Here is a 12,493-nt window from a genome sequence, read left to right as displayed (position 1 = left end):
GGGGGGAGCAGAATGGATAGCATGGAAACAAAAAAGAAAGTCGTTACGGCTGTCATACATATTGTCCTGATTCTGGTGTCAATCACGATGCTGGTTCCGTTTTTGTGGATGATACTGACGGCATTTAAGTCTGTTACGGAAGCAACCTCTGTAGACCCCTTTGTAATTTTTCCGAAGGTGTGGAGAACAGATGCGTTTAAGGCGGTTGTCAATAACATGAATTTCCTGCTTTTATATAAAAATACACTGCTGTTGATTTTCTTCCGTGTAGTATGCGCGGTTGTGACAGCGACTATGGCGGGATATGCTTTCGGACGGCTGAACTTTAAGGGGAAGAATTTCTGCTTTTCACTGGTATTGATTCAGATGATGGTTCCGGTACAGATTTTCATTATTCCTCAGTATTTGATGGTCAGCAAAATGGGTATGCTGAACACAATTTTTGCCCTGGTATTTCCGGGTATGGTTACTGCATTTGGTACGTTCCTTCTTCGCCAGGGATATATGGGACTTCCAAATGATTTGGAGGAAGCGGCCAGACTGGACGGCTGTAATATCGGTCAGACATTCCTGTACATTATGGCGCCTCTGACACGTTCCAGTATGGTGGCGCTGGGAATCTTCACAGCAGTGTTTGCGTTTAAAGATTTGATGTGGCCTATGATTGTCAATACAGATAAGGATATGCTGGTATTGTCCTCCGCACTTGCGAAAATGCAGGGACAGTATAGTTCCAAGTTCCCGGAATTAATGGCAGCTTCTCTGATTGCCTGCGTTCCTATGATTATTATTTATGTGATTTTCCAGAAACAATTTATCGAAGGTATTGCTACCAGCGGTGGTAAATTATAAAAACACAGCAAACACAGAATGGGCTGGCGCAAAAAAGTAAGCGCCGGCCTTTTTAAAAGGAGGATTTCAAATATGGGGATTTTATTTCACCAGGAAACAAAAACATTTCATCTTTATAATAAAGAAGTCAGCTATATAATCCGTATTATGGAGAACGGGCAGCTGGAAAATCTGTATTACGGAAAGGCCATCCGGGACCGGGAGGATTTCACGCATCTTCATGAAGAAATGTCCCGTCCGCTGACTTCGGTGTGCATTCCGGAACCGGGTGTGTTGAACATGCAGTGCACGAAGCAGGAATATCCGGTATACGGCACAGGGGATTACAGAAGTCCTGCTTTTACGGTGAAACAGGAAAGCGGCAGCAAGGTGGTAAATTTCACTTATGTATCTCATGAGATGTATCATGGTAAAAAAGCAATTACTCCTCTTCCTGCGGTTTATACAAACAGTGATGAGGAAGCATGTACGCTGGAACTTCACCTGCATGACCAGATGATGCATACAGATTTGGTACTGACCTATACAATTTTTGAGGAATATCCGGTAATTACCAGACATGCAGCAGTTTGCCATAAGGGAGAAGAACCGATTACTCTGGAAAAAGTCATGAGTATGAGTGTGGAATTTCAGGATATGGATTTTGAGATGGTGCAGCTTTCCGGAGCGTGGGCGAGAGAGCGTTATGTGAAAGAGCGGAAGCTGGAAATGGGAATCCAGGCGATACAGGGGATTAACGGAACCGGCTGCGGCGCAGAGCACAATCCGTTTCTGGCACTGAAAAGGCCGGATGCCACAGAGCAGCAGGGAGAAGTCTATGGCTTCAGTCTGGTATACAGCGGCAACTTCCTGGCTCAGACCGAGGTTTCCACCTTTGATATGACCAGGGTAATGCTGGGAATCCATCCGGAAGGCTTTAGCTGGAAGCTGGAAAAAGGCGAAACCTTCCAGACGCCGGAGGCCGTGCTGGTATACAGTGACAAAGGTCTGAATAAAATGAGCCAGGTATACCACAGATTGTACAGAAGAAATCTTATGAGAGGAAACTGGAAAGAACAGCCCCGTCCCATTTTGTTGAACAACTGGGAGGCAACTTATTTTGATTTTACAGAGGAGAAAATTCTGGATATTGCTGCAAAGGCAAAGGAAGCAGGCGTGGAACTGTTTGTTCTGGATGATGGCTGGTTTGGAACCAGAAATGATGATTACAGAGGTCTGGGAGACTGGGTGGTGAATCTGGAAAAACTGCCGGACGGCATTGCAGGATTGTCCCGAAAAGTGGAGGCTCTGGGATTAAAGTTTGGTCTTTGGGTAGAACTTGAAATGGTGAATAAGGACAGTGATTTATACCGGGCACATCCCGATTGGATTATTGGAGTGCCGGGCAGGTTTGAGTCTCATGGAAGACACCAGCATGTACTGGACTTTTCCAGGAAAGAGGTAGTGGATTACATTTATGAAATGATTTCAAAAGTGATTCGGGAATCTCGTATTTCCTATATAAAATGGGATATGAACCGTTATATGACCGAACCGTACAGCAGAGGTGCGGCGGCAGATGAGCAGGGAAAAGTCATGCATCGGTATATTTTGGGTGTGTATGATTTGTACACCAGACTGACACAGGAATTTCCGGAGATTCTCTTTGAATCCTGTGCAAGCGGCGGCGCCCGTTTTGACCCGGCTATGCTGTTTTTTGCGCCCCAGACCTGGACCAGTGATGACACAGACGCTTCGGAAAGGGCCAAAATTCAGTATGGAACTTCTTATGTGTATCCTCTGGTCAGCATGGGTTCTCATGTATCTGCAGTGCCCAATCACCAGATGTTCCGCAGCACACCATTGTCTACCAGGGCTAATATGGCATATTTTGGAACCTTTGGCTATGAATTGGACTTAAACCTTCTAAGTGAAGAAGAATTGAAGCAGGTAAAAGAGCAGGTAGCTTTTATGAAGAAGTACCGGAAACTGATACAGGTGGATGGAGATTTTTATCGGCTGTTAAGCCCGTTTAAAGGAAATGAAACGGCATGGATGGTGGTTTCCCAGGATAAAAAGCAGGCAATTGCCGCATTTTATCAGAGATTAAATAAGGTCAACGCTTCCTGGCTGCGGTTCAGGCTTCAGGGATTGGACAAAGATATGCTATATGAGATAAAATGTGAAGAAAAAGTATATCAGGCTTACGGAGACGAATTGATGTATGCGGGAATTCCAATAGACAGAGAACGTCTGAATAAAAACGGCGGAGACTTTGCGTCACTGCTGTTTGTTCTGCAGGAGGCAGAGCGGTAGAGCCTGAGGTAAAGGAGTGGAGGATTTGAGCCGTACAGTGGGATTTACCAGTCATGCCAGGTATAAATGTCTGGAGGATTTGCAGAAAGATTCTGTAGATTTGTGTGTGACATACTGCGGATGGGAATACTGTAACCCGGGTTATCGTTTTGGACCAAATAAAAGAGAAGCGTATGTTCTTCATATTATAAAGAAGGGCAAGGGAAAACTGGAAATGAATAAGAGGGTATATGAACTGCAGGCTGGAGATGCGTTCTTTATTCCGCAGGGGGTGGAAGCGTGGTATGAGGCAGACCGGGAGGACCCCTGGTGTTATATGTGGGTGGGGTTTGTAGGAATTAAAGCAGATGAGTGCATGAGCGGCGCTGGGTTTTCTCAGAGAAGTCCTGTCAGAAAAGTTCACTGTGTCAAAGAGGTAGGTGGGTATATTGACCAGATGTTGGAAGCGCATCAGCTTACTTACGGAGATGAGTTAAAAAGGAATGCCATGCTGTTTTTATGCTTTTCCGTACTGATGGACGACTACCGGCAGAATTTCGCGGGAGGGGGTATTTCTGCAAATCATCCATACCCTGGTTCTGTATACGTCAAGCACGCTATGGAGTACATCAAGCATCATTACAATGAGTCGGTAAAAATCGGAGATTTAGCAGATTTTATCGGGGTCAACAGAAGTTATCTCACCAGCAGTTTTAAGAAAACGACAGGCTGCTCTCCTCAGGAATTTCTGGTAAACCTGCGTATGGATAAGGCCAAATCTTTGCTGAAAAAGACGGATTTGTCCATTAATGCAGTAGCCGGTGCAGTGGGGTATACAGACCAGCTTGCATTTTCCAAGGTTTTCAAAAAACATTGTGGGAAAAGCCCCCGCATGTACCGGGAAGAGAAAAGCGAACTGGTAATTTTGAAAGACAAAGGTTATTCTATCACAGAAAAGTTATAACGAGAAAAGGAGATGGGTATTATGGTAAAAATTACATTTATGGGTGCAGGGAGCACGGTTTTTGCAAGAAATGTACTGGGGGATTGTATGTGTACGCCGGCGCTTCGGGAGAGCGAAATTGCTTTGTATGACATTGATGAAAAGAGGCTGGAGGATTCCCGGATTATTTTGAGCGCCATTAATCACAATGTAAACGAAGACCGGGCAGTGATTAAGACGTATTTGGGCGCGGAAAACAGAAAAGAGGCTCTGCGGAATGCGGATTTTGTGGTAAATGCCATTCAGGTGGGCGGATACGACCCCTGTACTATTACGGATTTTGAAATTCCCAAGAAATACGGTTTGAGACAGACTATTGCCGATACACTGGGAATCGGAGGCATTATGCGGGCTCTCCGCACCATTCCTGTGTTGGAAGAATTTGCAAGAGATATGGAGGAGGTTTGCCCCGACACCCTGTTTTTGAACTATTCCAATCCTATGGCTATGCTTACAGGTTATATGCAGAGATACACAAAAATCAGAACGGTAGGGCTCTGTCATAGTGTGCAGGTGTGCTCAGAAAAGCTGTTGGAAGGGCTGGATATGAAGGATAAGCTGGAGGGCCGGCAGGAATTGATTGCAGGTATTAACCACATGGCATGGCTGTTGGAAATCCGGGACAAAGACGGAAATGATTTGTATCCTGAAATAAAAAAACGCGCGGCCCAAAAGAACAGCAGTGAAAAGCATGAGGATATGGTGCGTTATGAATATATCCGTCATCTGGGATATTACTGTACAGAGTCCAGCGAGCATAATGCAGAGTACAATCCGTTCTTTATTAAGTCCAAATATCCGGAAATGATTGAAGAATTTAATATTCCTCTGGACGAGTATCCAAGGCGCTGCGTGAATCAGATTGAAGGCTGGGAAAAGGAACGCGAAGATATTTTAAGAGACGGTAAGATTACCCATGAGAGAAGCCATGAATATGCTTCTTATATTATGGAGGCAGTTGTCACAGACAAGCCATATAAAATTGGCGGAAATGTACTGAACAACGGATATATTGACAATCTTCCGGCAGACGCCTGTGTGGAAGTTCCATGCTATATTGACGGCACAGGCGTGCACCCGGTGAAGGTAGGGAAACTTCCTACCCAGCTGGCAGCTATGAACAGCTCCAATATCAGTCCACAGCTTCTGACCATCGAAGCAGCGGTGACAAAGGACAGGCAGAAAATCTATCAGGCGGCCATGATGGACCCGCATACAGGGGCGGAACTGAATATTCAGGATATTATCCGTATGTGCGACGAACTCATAGAAGCGCATGGGGAATATATGAAGGCGTATAAGTAGAAATGAAAAGAAACAAATAAATAAAGCAGGGATGTGATGGAACCAGCATATCAGAAAAAGTTAAGCTGTTTGTTTTCTGTCACATCCCTGTCTGCATGAAAAAGATATCAGCGGTTATCCAGTGCAGCTTTCAACTGTTCCATTGCCTGTTTCAGCACACTTCTTGGACAGCCGATATTCAGCCGCATATGCCCCTCGCCGTTTATGCCGAAAATTTCGCCGCTGTTCAGCCAGATTTTGGCTTTGTTCAGAAGAAAATCGTTCAGTTCTTCCTGTGTCATGCCAAGCGCGGAGAAATCCAACCAGGCCAGGTAAGTGCCGTCCAGAGGCATCATGGCAATCTGGGGAAGGTTGACGGCAAGAAAGTTCTGTACATAGTCCGCGTTTTCCTTTATGTAAACTAAAAGCTGCTCCAGCCAGTCTGCGCCGTAAGCATAGGCTGCCTTGCAGGCTTCCATGGACACCAGATTGATGATGTCCAGTCCGGCGCTGTCCATTTCTTCCTGGAAAGCTGTCCGCAAGCCTGAATTGGGAATAAAGATATTGGACAATCCCAGTCCGGCAATGTTGAAGGTCTTGCTGGGAGCTGTGCAGACAATACAATTTTCCTGCATTTCTTTATTTAAAGGCGCAAATTCTGTATGTTCGTGTCCCGGAAATACAAAATCATGGTGAATTTCATCTGCCACAACTTTTACCTTGTATTTCAGACAAAGAGCAATGAGACGCTCCAGTTCGTCCTTTGTCCAGACGCGTCCGCCTGGATTGTGTGGAGTGCAGAGAATCAACAGCTTCACCTGTTCTTTTGCAAACTGTTCTTCGATTTTGTCAAAATCCATATAAAAACGGTGGTCTTCCCCCAGTGCCAGCGGATTTTCGACCAGTTTTCGTCCGTTGCGGACTACCGCATTTTTGAAAGGGTGGTAAACCGGCTGCATAATCATAACAGAATCCTCTGGCTTGGTCAGAGCTTTGATAGCAATGGAAATAGCGCAGACAACTCCGGGTGTGCACACGAGCCATTCTTTTTTTGGCGTCCAGTGGTGCCTTTTCGTCATCCAGTCTATTACGGCATGGTAGTAGTCCTCCTTTGGACTGGAATATCCGAAAATACCGAAAGCCCCGGCCTTTTCCACTGCCTGGCAAACTTCGTCGGGAGAGCGGAAATCCATATCTGCTACCCAAAGAGGCAGAACATCCTGAGGAACATGGTATTTTTCTTTGAAAGCATGCTTGATTGATGTAGTATTCGTACGGTCAATGCAAGTGTCAAAATTGTACGTTGTCATAAGTATAAAAACCCCTTTCTGTCAGTAAAATAAAAGCACACTTATTATAGCACGGAAAGGCAGATTTCCAATAGTCTGTTTCCTGAATTCCCGGAATTTTAAAAGATTCTTTCTTGCGGCAGACCGGGCAAGCGGGTATAATAGAAAGCAAAGAAATACCATGAGCAACAGGGGGATAAGAAGTGAAAGAAGCAATTAAAGAATTTGAAAAAACAAAAGATTTTTTAATCTGTGTGGATTCTGACGGCTGTGTGCTGGATACCATGGACATGAAGCACATGCGCTGCCTGGGGCCATGTCTGGTACATGTATGGAATCTGGAGGAGTACAGAGATGAAATTATCCGGTTGTGGAGAAAGGTGAATCTGTTTAGCCCGGCAAGGGGGCTGAATCGTTTCCGGGGATTGGCCAAGGTGCTTGCAGAGATTCATGAAAACTATGTCCGGGTGGAAGGGCTTTCGGAATATATTTACTGGGTGCAGACGACCAGAGAACATTCTGACGAGAGTCTGGAAGAGGCTTTTGAGCGTACGGGAAGCAGTTGCATCAGAAAAGCTATGGAGTGGTCGAATCTTGTTAATCAGTCCATGGCCATGATTTCCGATAAAAAGAAACAGCCTTTTGACGGTGCGAGGGAAGCACTGGAATCCATCAGAAGTTATGTGGACGTAGTGGTCGTGACGGCTGCCAATGGGGCAGAAATCCGAAAAGAATGGGAGGCTCAGTCGCTGATTCAGTATACAGACTTATTGGTATCCCAGGAAACCGGAAGAAAAGCAGAGTGTTTAAAGAAACTGGTGCAGAAAGGATATGAGCCGGGACATGTGCTGATGATAGGCGACTCACCGGCAGATTTGAAGGCTGCAAAAGAAGCCGGAGCGCTTTTTTATCCTGTGCTGGTGTATCAGGAGAGAGAATCCTGGGAAGCATTTCCGGAAATATTGAAGCAATTTCTGAAGGGAACCTACAGCAGTGAGGAAGAAGCCAGACAAATTCAAGAATTTCAGAAAAATCTTGGTGTGCAATAAAGGAATACGGAGGAAAATCGAAGAGGAGGCTGCCTGCCATTTCATGGAGCAGTCTCCTCTTTGGCTTTAGAGATACAGGTCTTTTTTGTTAAATGCAAGAATCCCAAGAGTGTAAAGCAGTACAGCTCCTGCCAATAGTATTACGACTCCAAGGACGGCGCTGCTTTTTCCTGCGATTAAGCCGTCAGCATTGAATAAAGTAAAGAAGGTGAAATATTTGGCTTTTTCTGCGGTCCCTCCTACATTGGCAAGCATTTGCAGCACATACATCAATGCGGGGACACCAGCCCCTAAAGCAAGGCTGTATTTGGTGTCGGAAAAAAGGCAGGAGGCAAGAAAACAAATACTGCCAATAAATAAATGCAGACAGAGCAGCCCGCCATTGAGCGCGAGGAGTTTGGGAATGTCCAGTTCTCACGGAAAGCCCTTTGCAGCACAAGTCAGTTCCAGAATGGTACTGTAGAAAATAAGAAGTACAATACCGCTTATGAGTACGGACATTTGTGTAAAGGCAATGGTGCACCGCTTTACCGGTGCCGCAATCAGGGACAGCATAGAGCCTTTGTCAACATATCTGGCAATTAAGGCGTTTCCCCGCAGTATGCTGAACACCATTGGGAAAATCAGCAGAATAAAGCCATAGAGATAAGACACCATAAAACCCAGCAGATTTGAAGCGTGGGCTTTCATGCCTACAGAGGCCATCAAATCCGGCATGACTTCCGCAAAATTATCCAGGGTTTTCATCATTTCAGGGTCATACATGCTGATGATAATGGAAATATACAGAGTCATCACTGCGCCAAAAATCAGAAGCAGCCGGATACTTCCTTTCATTTCCCGTCTATATAAGGTCAGATTCATCATTTTTCTCATCTCCATAGTAATTCATAAAAATTTCTTCCAGACTTTGTCTGGGCTTTACGGTAACTTGCCGTCCGTTTTGCATACCGCTAAAATCCCTGGCAAAGGCCTGGGCTGCGGCTTCGCTTTCCAGTGTTACAGTATAGGTGCAGATATGTCGCTCCCGCAGCGCGGAAGCAGAATCAACGGCAACCATTTTTCCCTTCCGGATAATACCGATACGGTCACATGTCCGCTCTACTTCTTCAAATATATGGCTGGACATTAAAATGGTTTTGCCCGCGCCGTTGGGCCCCAGAAACCCAAAGACTTCACCCTGCTTTACATGAAAAGATATGTCGAAGATTCCCTTTCCCTCTCCGTAATCGCGGCCGAGGTGTTCAATGCTTATTGTATTCATAAAAACGTCTCCCTTTGTGCAGATGGCGCCTGCTATGTGTATACCATAAATATACCTGTTTGCCCGAAAATATCAAGTGTATCTTTATAGTTATCAGAGATTTCCATACTGGAAATTGCAATGTGTTATATTATTTCGCTAAACACGCATTGCGTATGTGCGAGAAGTGTGTTATACTTAGAAAAACGCAATGCGAGGAGATGAACTATGGATACAGCAAAAACCATCAGGAGTTTAAGAGAACAAACAGGAATGAATCGCAGGGAGTTTTCGGAGTATACGGGGATTCCGGTGAGAACGTTAGAAGACTGGGAGGCGGCCAGACGGACTCCGCCAGAATATATTCCCAGATTATTGGCGTATCAGTTGAAGTATGATGAGCTTGTAAAAGGGAGGGAGCATGGAGATGGTGAAGACGAACACCGTTAAACAGATGATTCATGCAAATGGGATTGACATTAATATTTATACACTTGATTTTGAAAATGATTATATATCATTGACGGATATAGCGAGGAAAAGAGAAGGCGAATATCCGGGATATGTGATTCAAAATTGGCTCAGAGGAAAAAATACAGTTGCTTTTTTGGGTTTATGGGAAAAGTTGCACAATCCTAAGTTTAATTGCCTCGAATTCGAGGCGATTAAAAATGAGGCGGGTTCTAATGGATTTGTTCTTACACCAAAAAGGTGGATAGGAACTACAAATGCAGTAGGAATTGTAAGTAAGGCGGGAAGATATGCTGCAACGTATGCTCACAGAGATATTGCGTTTGAATTTGCTTCATGGATATCACCGGAGTTTAAACTTTATATTATTGAAGAGTACCAAAGATTAAAGAATGCTGAAAACAACCGTCTCTCATTAAACTGGAATCTCAACAGAGAACTTGCAAAACTGAACTACAAAGTTCATACAGAGGCTATTAGGGAAAATTTATTGCCCCCCAGGCTGACCCCGGCTCAGATATCTTATACCTATGCCAGTGAAGCTGACCTGCTGAATGTCATCTTATTTGGTAAGACGGCAAAGCAATGGAGAGAAGAGCATCCCAAAGATAAGACCAATATTCGGGATAAAGCAACTATACACCAGTTATTAATTTTAACTAATACCGAAAGTTATAATGCCATTTTGATTCAGCAGGGAAAATCCCAGGCAGAACGCATGCCTCTGCTTCGTGAATTGACCATACAGCAGATGACAGTGCTGGGGAATTTGAAACTGCCCCAGCTTCCGGAAGTGGAATAGAAACAAGGGTGATATGAGGTGAATTTTTTGCATATTTCCCGAATATTTCCACATAATAACTCCAAAGATTAGATTTACCAGAATAGGAATCTTTATAAAATGTGGAATTGGAGGACAGGAATGTGAAGGCAACGGGAATTGTAAGGCGCATAGATGATTTGGGAAGAGTGGTGATTCCCAAGGAAATCAGGAGAACACTGAGAATCCGGGAAAGCGACCCGTTAGAGATTTTTACTGACAGAGAGGGAGAGATTATTCTGAAAAAATATTCTCCTATTGGTGAATTGGGAACTTTTGCAAAAGAGTATGCAGAAGCGCTGGCGCAGGCGGCAGGTTGTATGGCCTGCATTACAGACCGGGACCAGGTAATTGCGGCGGCTGGCAGCGGCGCCAGAGAATTTGCAGAGAAAAGGGTGCACAGGGAACTGGAGGAAGTCATTGCAGACCGGAAAAATTTGTGTGTTACGGAGAAAGATTTTGTGAAAATTGTAGAAGATGACAGAGGAGAATACGGCGCCCAAGTTATTTATACCATTACCTGTGCCGGAGATGCCGTAGGGGCGGTGTTGATACTGGAAAAAGCAGGGGGACGGAAATTTTCGGAGACGGAAGAAAAACTGGCGCAGGCAGCAGCGGGATTTCTGGGGAGACAGATGGAGCAGTAAAGAAACAGCAGACTTTTGGGAAGCCCCGTAAGTCTGCTGCTTCTTTTTAAGATTCAATGGATGCCTGTCCCATTTCCTCTAAAAGTTCGGATTTGATTTTATAGAGTTTGTCTGACAAATCAACGAAAACTTCCTGAGGATTGGTGAAACGTCTTGTTTCGTCCCAGAGAGTGTTCAGCTCTTTCTGACAGATATCTTTGATTTCCATAACAGACGGGGATGTGTAGACACATTCTCCTTTCTTAAATACGGGAACCAGAAGTTCTCTTAATATATAAGAGCCGCCGGTGAGTTTTGTCTTTTTCCAGGTGGCCATAGGGTCAAAAAGAATCATATCTTCATCCGGATTGAAAATCTCATCTTCCAGACAGATTAAATCTGCACGGATTTTTCCTGTGGTTTTGTCATAGATACGCATGATAGTCTTATTTCCAGGATTGGTCACTTTTTCTACGTTTTCAGACAGCTTGATTTTGGGAACAAAATCTGCATCCTCTTTATTTTTAATAGCTGCCAGTTTGTACACACCACCGAATGCAGGGTTGTCGTTACAGGTAATCAGATTAGTGCCTACACCCCAGGAGTTGATTTTTGCACCCTGGGCTTTCAGACTTTCAATGAGATATTCGTCCAAATCACTGGAAGCGGAAATAATGGCGTCACCAAAACCGGCTTCAGAAAGCATTTTATAAGCCTGTTTGGAAAGATAAGCCAAATCACCGCTGTCAATGCGGATTCCATATCCCTTCATGGGAAGGCCGGCTTCTTTCATTTCTTTAAATACGCGGATGGCATTTGGCACGCCGGAATTCAGAACATCGTAAGTATCCACCAGCAAAATACAGGCATTGGGATATAATTTGGCATAGGCTTTAAATGCGGTGTATTCATCAGAGAAACTCATAATCCAACTGTGCGCATGAGTTCCCTTTACAGGTACATGGAACATCTGTCCGGTCAGTACGTTGGAGGTTCCCACACAGCCGCCGATAACTGCTGCTCTGGCTCCGTACAGTCCTGCATCTGGTCCCTGGGCTCTGCGCAGACCAAATTCCATTACACCGTCACCCTTTGCAGCATATACAACACGGGAAGCCTTGGTGGCAATTAAACTCTGATGGTTCAACAGATTCAGGATAGCTGTTTCTATCAGCTGTGCTTCCATAACGGGGGCAACGACTTTTAAGAGAGGCTCTCTTGGGAAGACCACCGTTCCTTCAGGAATGGCATAAATGTCTCCGGTAAAATGAAAACCTCTTAAATATTCCAAAAAATCGGAATCAAAGATGTTCAGTCCTTTCAAATAGTCAATATCATCAGGGGAAAAGTGTAGGTCGCGGATATATTCAATAATCTGTTCCAATCCTGCAGCAATGGCATATCCGCCGCCGCAGGGATTCTTTCTGTAAAAGGCGTCGAACACCACAATCTGGTCTGTGGGATTTTTGAAATATCCCTGCATCATGGTAAGTTCATATAAATCAGTCAATAGTGTTAAATTTAAGGCTCTCATAGACAGCACTCCTTTGTAATAGAAATATCGGCTTGGATTGCACGTTGT

At 44.6% G+C, this 12,493-nt stretch carries 13 protein-coding genes; 8 read left to right on the top strand and 5 right to left on the bottom strand.

The annotated features are described in order from the left end of the window. Nucleotides 1-12 precede the first annotated feature (12 nt). The 4 genes from WBS51_RS13515 to melA all read left to right on the top strand — a co-directional run bounded on the left by WBS51_RS13515 (nucleotide 13) and on the right by melA (nucleotide 5,434). Nucleotides 13-852 (top strand): carbohydrate ABC transporter permease, encoded by an 840-nt coding sequence (locus tag WBS51_RS13515; protein ID WP_291681132.1) that lies wholly within the window; start codon nucleotides 13-15, stop codon nucleotides 850-852. Between the two features lie 72 nt (nucleotides 853-924). Continuing rightward, nucleotides 925-3,147, top strand: coding sequence for an alpha-galactosidase (locus tag WBS51_RS13510; RefSeq protein ID WP_291681133.1), 2,223 nt, complete (start codon nucleotides 925-927; stop codon nucleotides 3,145-3,147). A gap of 25 nt (nucleotides 3,148-3,172) precedes the next feature. Next, nucleotides 3,173-4,090, top strand: a complete 918-nt coding sequence (locus WBS51_RS13505) for an AraC family transcriptional regulator (RefSeq protein ID WP_294462146.1) — start codon at nucleotides 3,173-3,175, stop codon at nucleotides 4,088-4,090. 21 nt (nucleotides 4,091-4,111) lie between these two features. Then, a complete protein-coding gene (gene melA, locus WBS51_RS13500; protein ID WP_173749244.1) occupies nucleotides 4,112-5,434 on the top strand; it encodes an alpha-glucosidase/alpha-galactosidase in 1,323 nt (440 codons plus the stop codon). 107 nt (nucleotides 5,435-5,541) lie between these two features. On the opposite strand, the gene WBS51_RS13495 is transcribed toward melA, so the two are convergent. Next, complete coding sequence (locus tag WBS51_RS13495) at nucleotides 5,542-6,723, bottom strand: MalY/PatB family protein (RefSeq protein ID WP_173749245.1); 1,182 nt, start codon at nucleotides 6,721-6,723, stop codon at nucleotides 5,542-5,544. Nucleotides 6,724-6,905: 182 nt separating this feature from the next. Here WBS51_RS13495 and WBS51_RS13490 point away from each other — a divergent pair, with 182 nt between their 5' ends. After that, nucleotides 6,906-7,751, top strand: a complete 846-nt coding sequence (locus WBS51_RS13490; protein WP_294462150.1) for an HAD family hydrolase — start codon at nucleotides 6,906-6,908, stop codon at nucleotides 7,749-7,751. A 66-nt stretch (nucleotides 7,752-7,817) separates the two neighbouring features. Here the strand turns inward: WBS51_RS13490 and WBS51_RS13485 are convergent, their stop codons facing one another. The 3 genes from WBS51_RS13485 to WBS51_RS13475 form a co-directional block, all read right to left on the bottom strand. Continuing rightward, the gene (locus tag WBS51_RS13485) at nucleotides 7,818-8,024 is read right to left on the bottom strand and encodes a hypothetical protein (RefSeq protein ID WP_331520295.1); all 207 of its coding nucleotides are present in this window, start codon (nucleotides 8,022-8,024) and stop codon (nucleotides 7,818-7,820) included. Between the two features lie 141 nt (nucleotides 8,025-8,165). Next, on the bottom strand, nucleotides 8,166-8,633 hold the full coding sequence (locus WBS51_RS13480) for a hypothetical protein (RefSeq protein ID WP_331520293.1): 468 nt from the start codon (nucleotides 8,631-8,633) through the stop codon (nucleotides 8,166-8,168). Beyond that, nucleotides 8,596-9,015 (bottom strand): ATP-binding cassette domain-containing protein, encoded by a 420-nt coding sequence (locus tag WBS51_RS13475; protein WP_294462152.1) that lies wholly within the window; start codon nucleotides 9,013-9,015, stop codon nucleotides 8,596-8,598. Before WBS51_RS13475 ends, WBS51_RS13480 begins: the two co-directional genes overlap by 38 nt. Before the next feature lie 207 nt (nucleotides 9,016-9,222). On the opposite strand from WBS51_RS13475, the gene WBS51_RS13470 reads away from it, so the two are divergent. The 3 genes from WBS51_RS13470 to spoVT all read left to right on the top strand — a co-directional run bounded on the left by WBS51_RS13470 (nucleotide 9,223) and on the right by spoVT (nucleotide 10,932). Next, on the top strand, nucleotides 9,223-9,444 hold the full coding sequence (locus tag WBS51_RS13470; protein WP_173749248.1) for a helix-turn-helix domain-containing protein: 222 nt from the start codon (nucleotides 9,223-9,225) through the stop codon (nucleotides 9,442-9,444). Further along, nucleotides 9,422-10,267, top strand: coding sequence for a KilA-N domain-containing protein (locus WBS51_RS13465; protein ID WP_294462161.1), 846 nt, complete (start codon nucleotides 9,422-9,424; stop codon nucleotides 10,265-10,267). The genes WBS51_RS13470 and WBS51_RS13465 overlap by 23 nt, the downstream gene beginning before the upstream one ends. A 122-nt stretch (nucleotides 10,268-10,389) precedes the next feature. Next, complete coding sequence (spoVT, locus tag WBS51_RS13460; RefSeq protein ID WP_173749249.1) at nucleotides 10,390-10,932, top strand: stage V sporulation protein T; 543 nt, start codon at nucleotides 10,390-10,392, stop codon at nucleotides 10,930-10,932. 46 nt (nucleotides 10,933-10,978) lie between these two features. Here the strand turns inward: spoVT and WBS51_RS13455 are convergent, their stop codons facing one another. Continuing rightward, the gene (locus tag WBS51_RS13455) at nucleotides 10,979-12,445 is read right to left on the bottom strand and encodes a nicotinate phosphoribosyltransferase (RefSeq protein ID WP_173749250.1); all 1,467 of its coding nucleotides are present in this window, start codon (nucleotides 12,443-12,445) and stop codon (nucleotides 10,979-10,981) included. Between the last annotated feature and the right edge of the window lie 48 nt (nucleotides 12,446-12,493).

Origin of the sequence: Blautia acetica (assembly GCF_038739805.1) — a bacterium.
Lineage (GTDB): Bacteria > Bacillota > Clostridia > Lachnospirales > Lachnospiraceae > Blautia.
Note: the sequence above shows the minus strand (reverse complement) of the source record. Positions and strands in the feature narration are given on the sequence as shown.

Excerpts from the sequence above, each read along its gene's own strand:
- WBS51_RS13480 (WP_331520293.1), bottom strand. The coding sequence starts at position 8,633 with ATGGAGATGAGAAAAATGATGAATCTGACCTTATATAGACGGGAAATG.
- WBS51_RS13455 (WP_173749250.1), bottom strand. The coding sequence starts at position 12,445 with ATGAGAGCCTTAAATTTAACACTATTGACTGATTTATATGAACTTACC.
- WBS51_RS13510 (WP_291681133.1), top strand. The coding sequence starts at position 925 with ATGGGGATTTTATTTCACCAGGAAACAAAAACATTTCATCTTTATAAT.
- WBS51_RS13465 (WP_294462161.1), top strand. The coding sequence starts at position 9,422 with ATGGTGAAGACGAACACCGTTAAACAGATGATTCATGCAAATGGGATT.
- WBS51_RS13470 (WP_173749248.1), top strand. The coding sequence starts at position 9,223 with ATGGATACAGCAAAAACCATCAGGAGTTTAAGAGAACAAACAGGAATG.
- melA (WP_173749244.1), top strand. The coding sequence starts at position 4,112 with ATGGTAAAAATTACATTTATGGGTGCAGGGAGCACGGTTTTTGCAAGA.
- WBS51_RS13495 (WP_173749245.1), bottom strand. The coding sequence starts at position 6,723 with ATGACAACGTACAATTTTGACACTTGCATTGACCGTACGAATACTACA.
- WBS51_RS13515 (WP_291681132.1), top strand. The coding sequence starts at position 13 with ATGGATAGCATGGAAACAAAAAAGAAAGTCGTTACGGCTGTCATACAT.
- WBS51_RS13475 (WP_294462152.1), bottom strand. The coding sequence starts at position 9,015 with ATGAATACAATAAGCATTGAACACCTCGGCCGCGATTACGGAGAGGGA.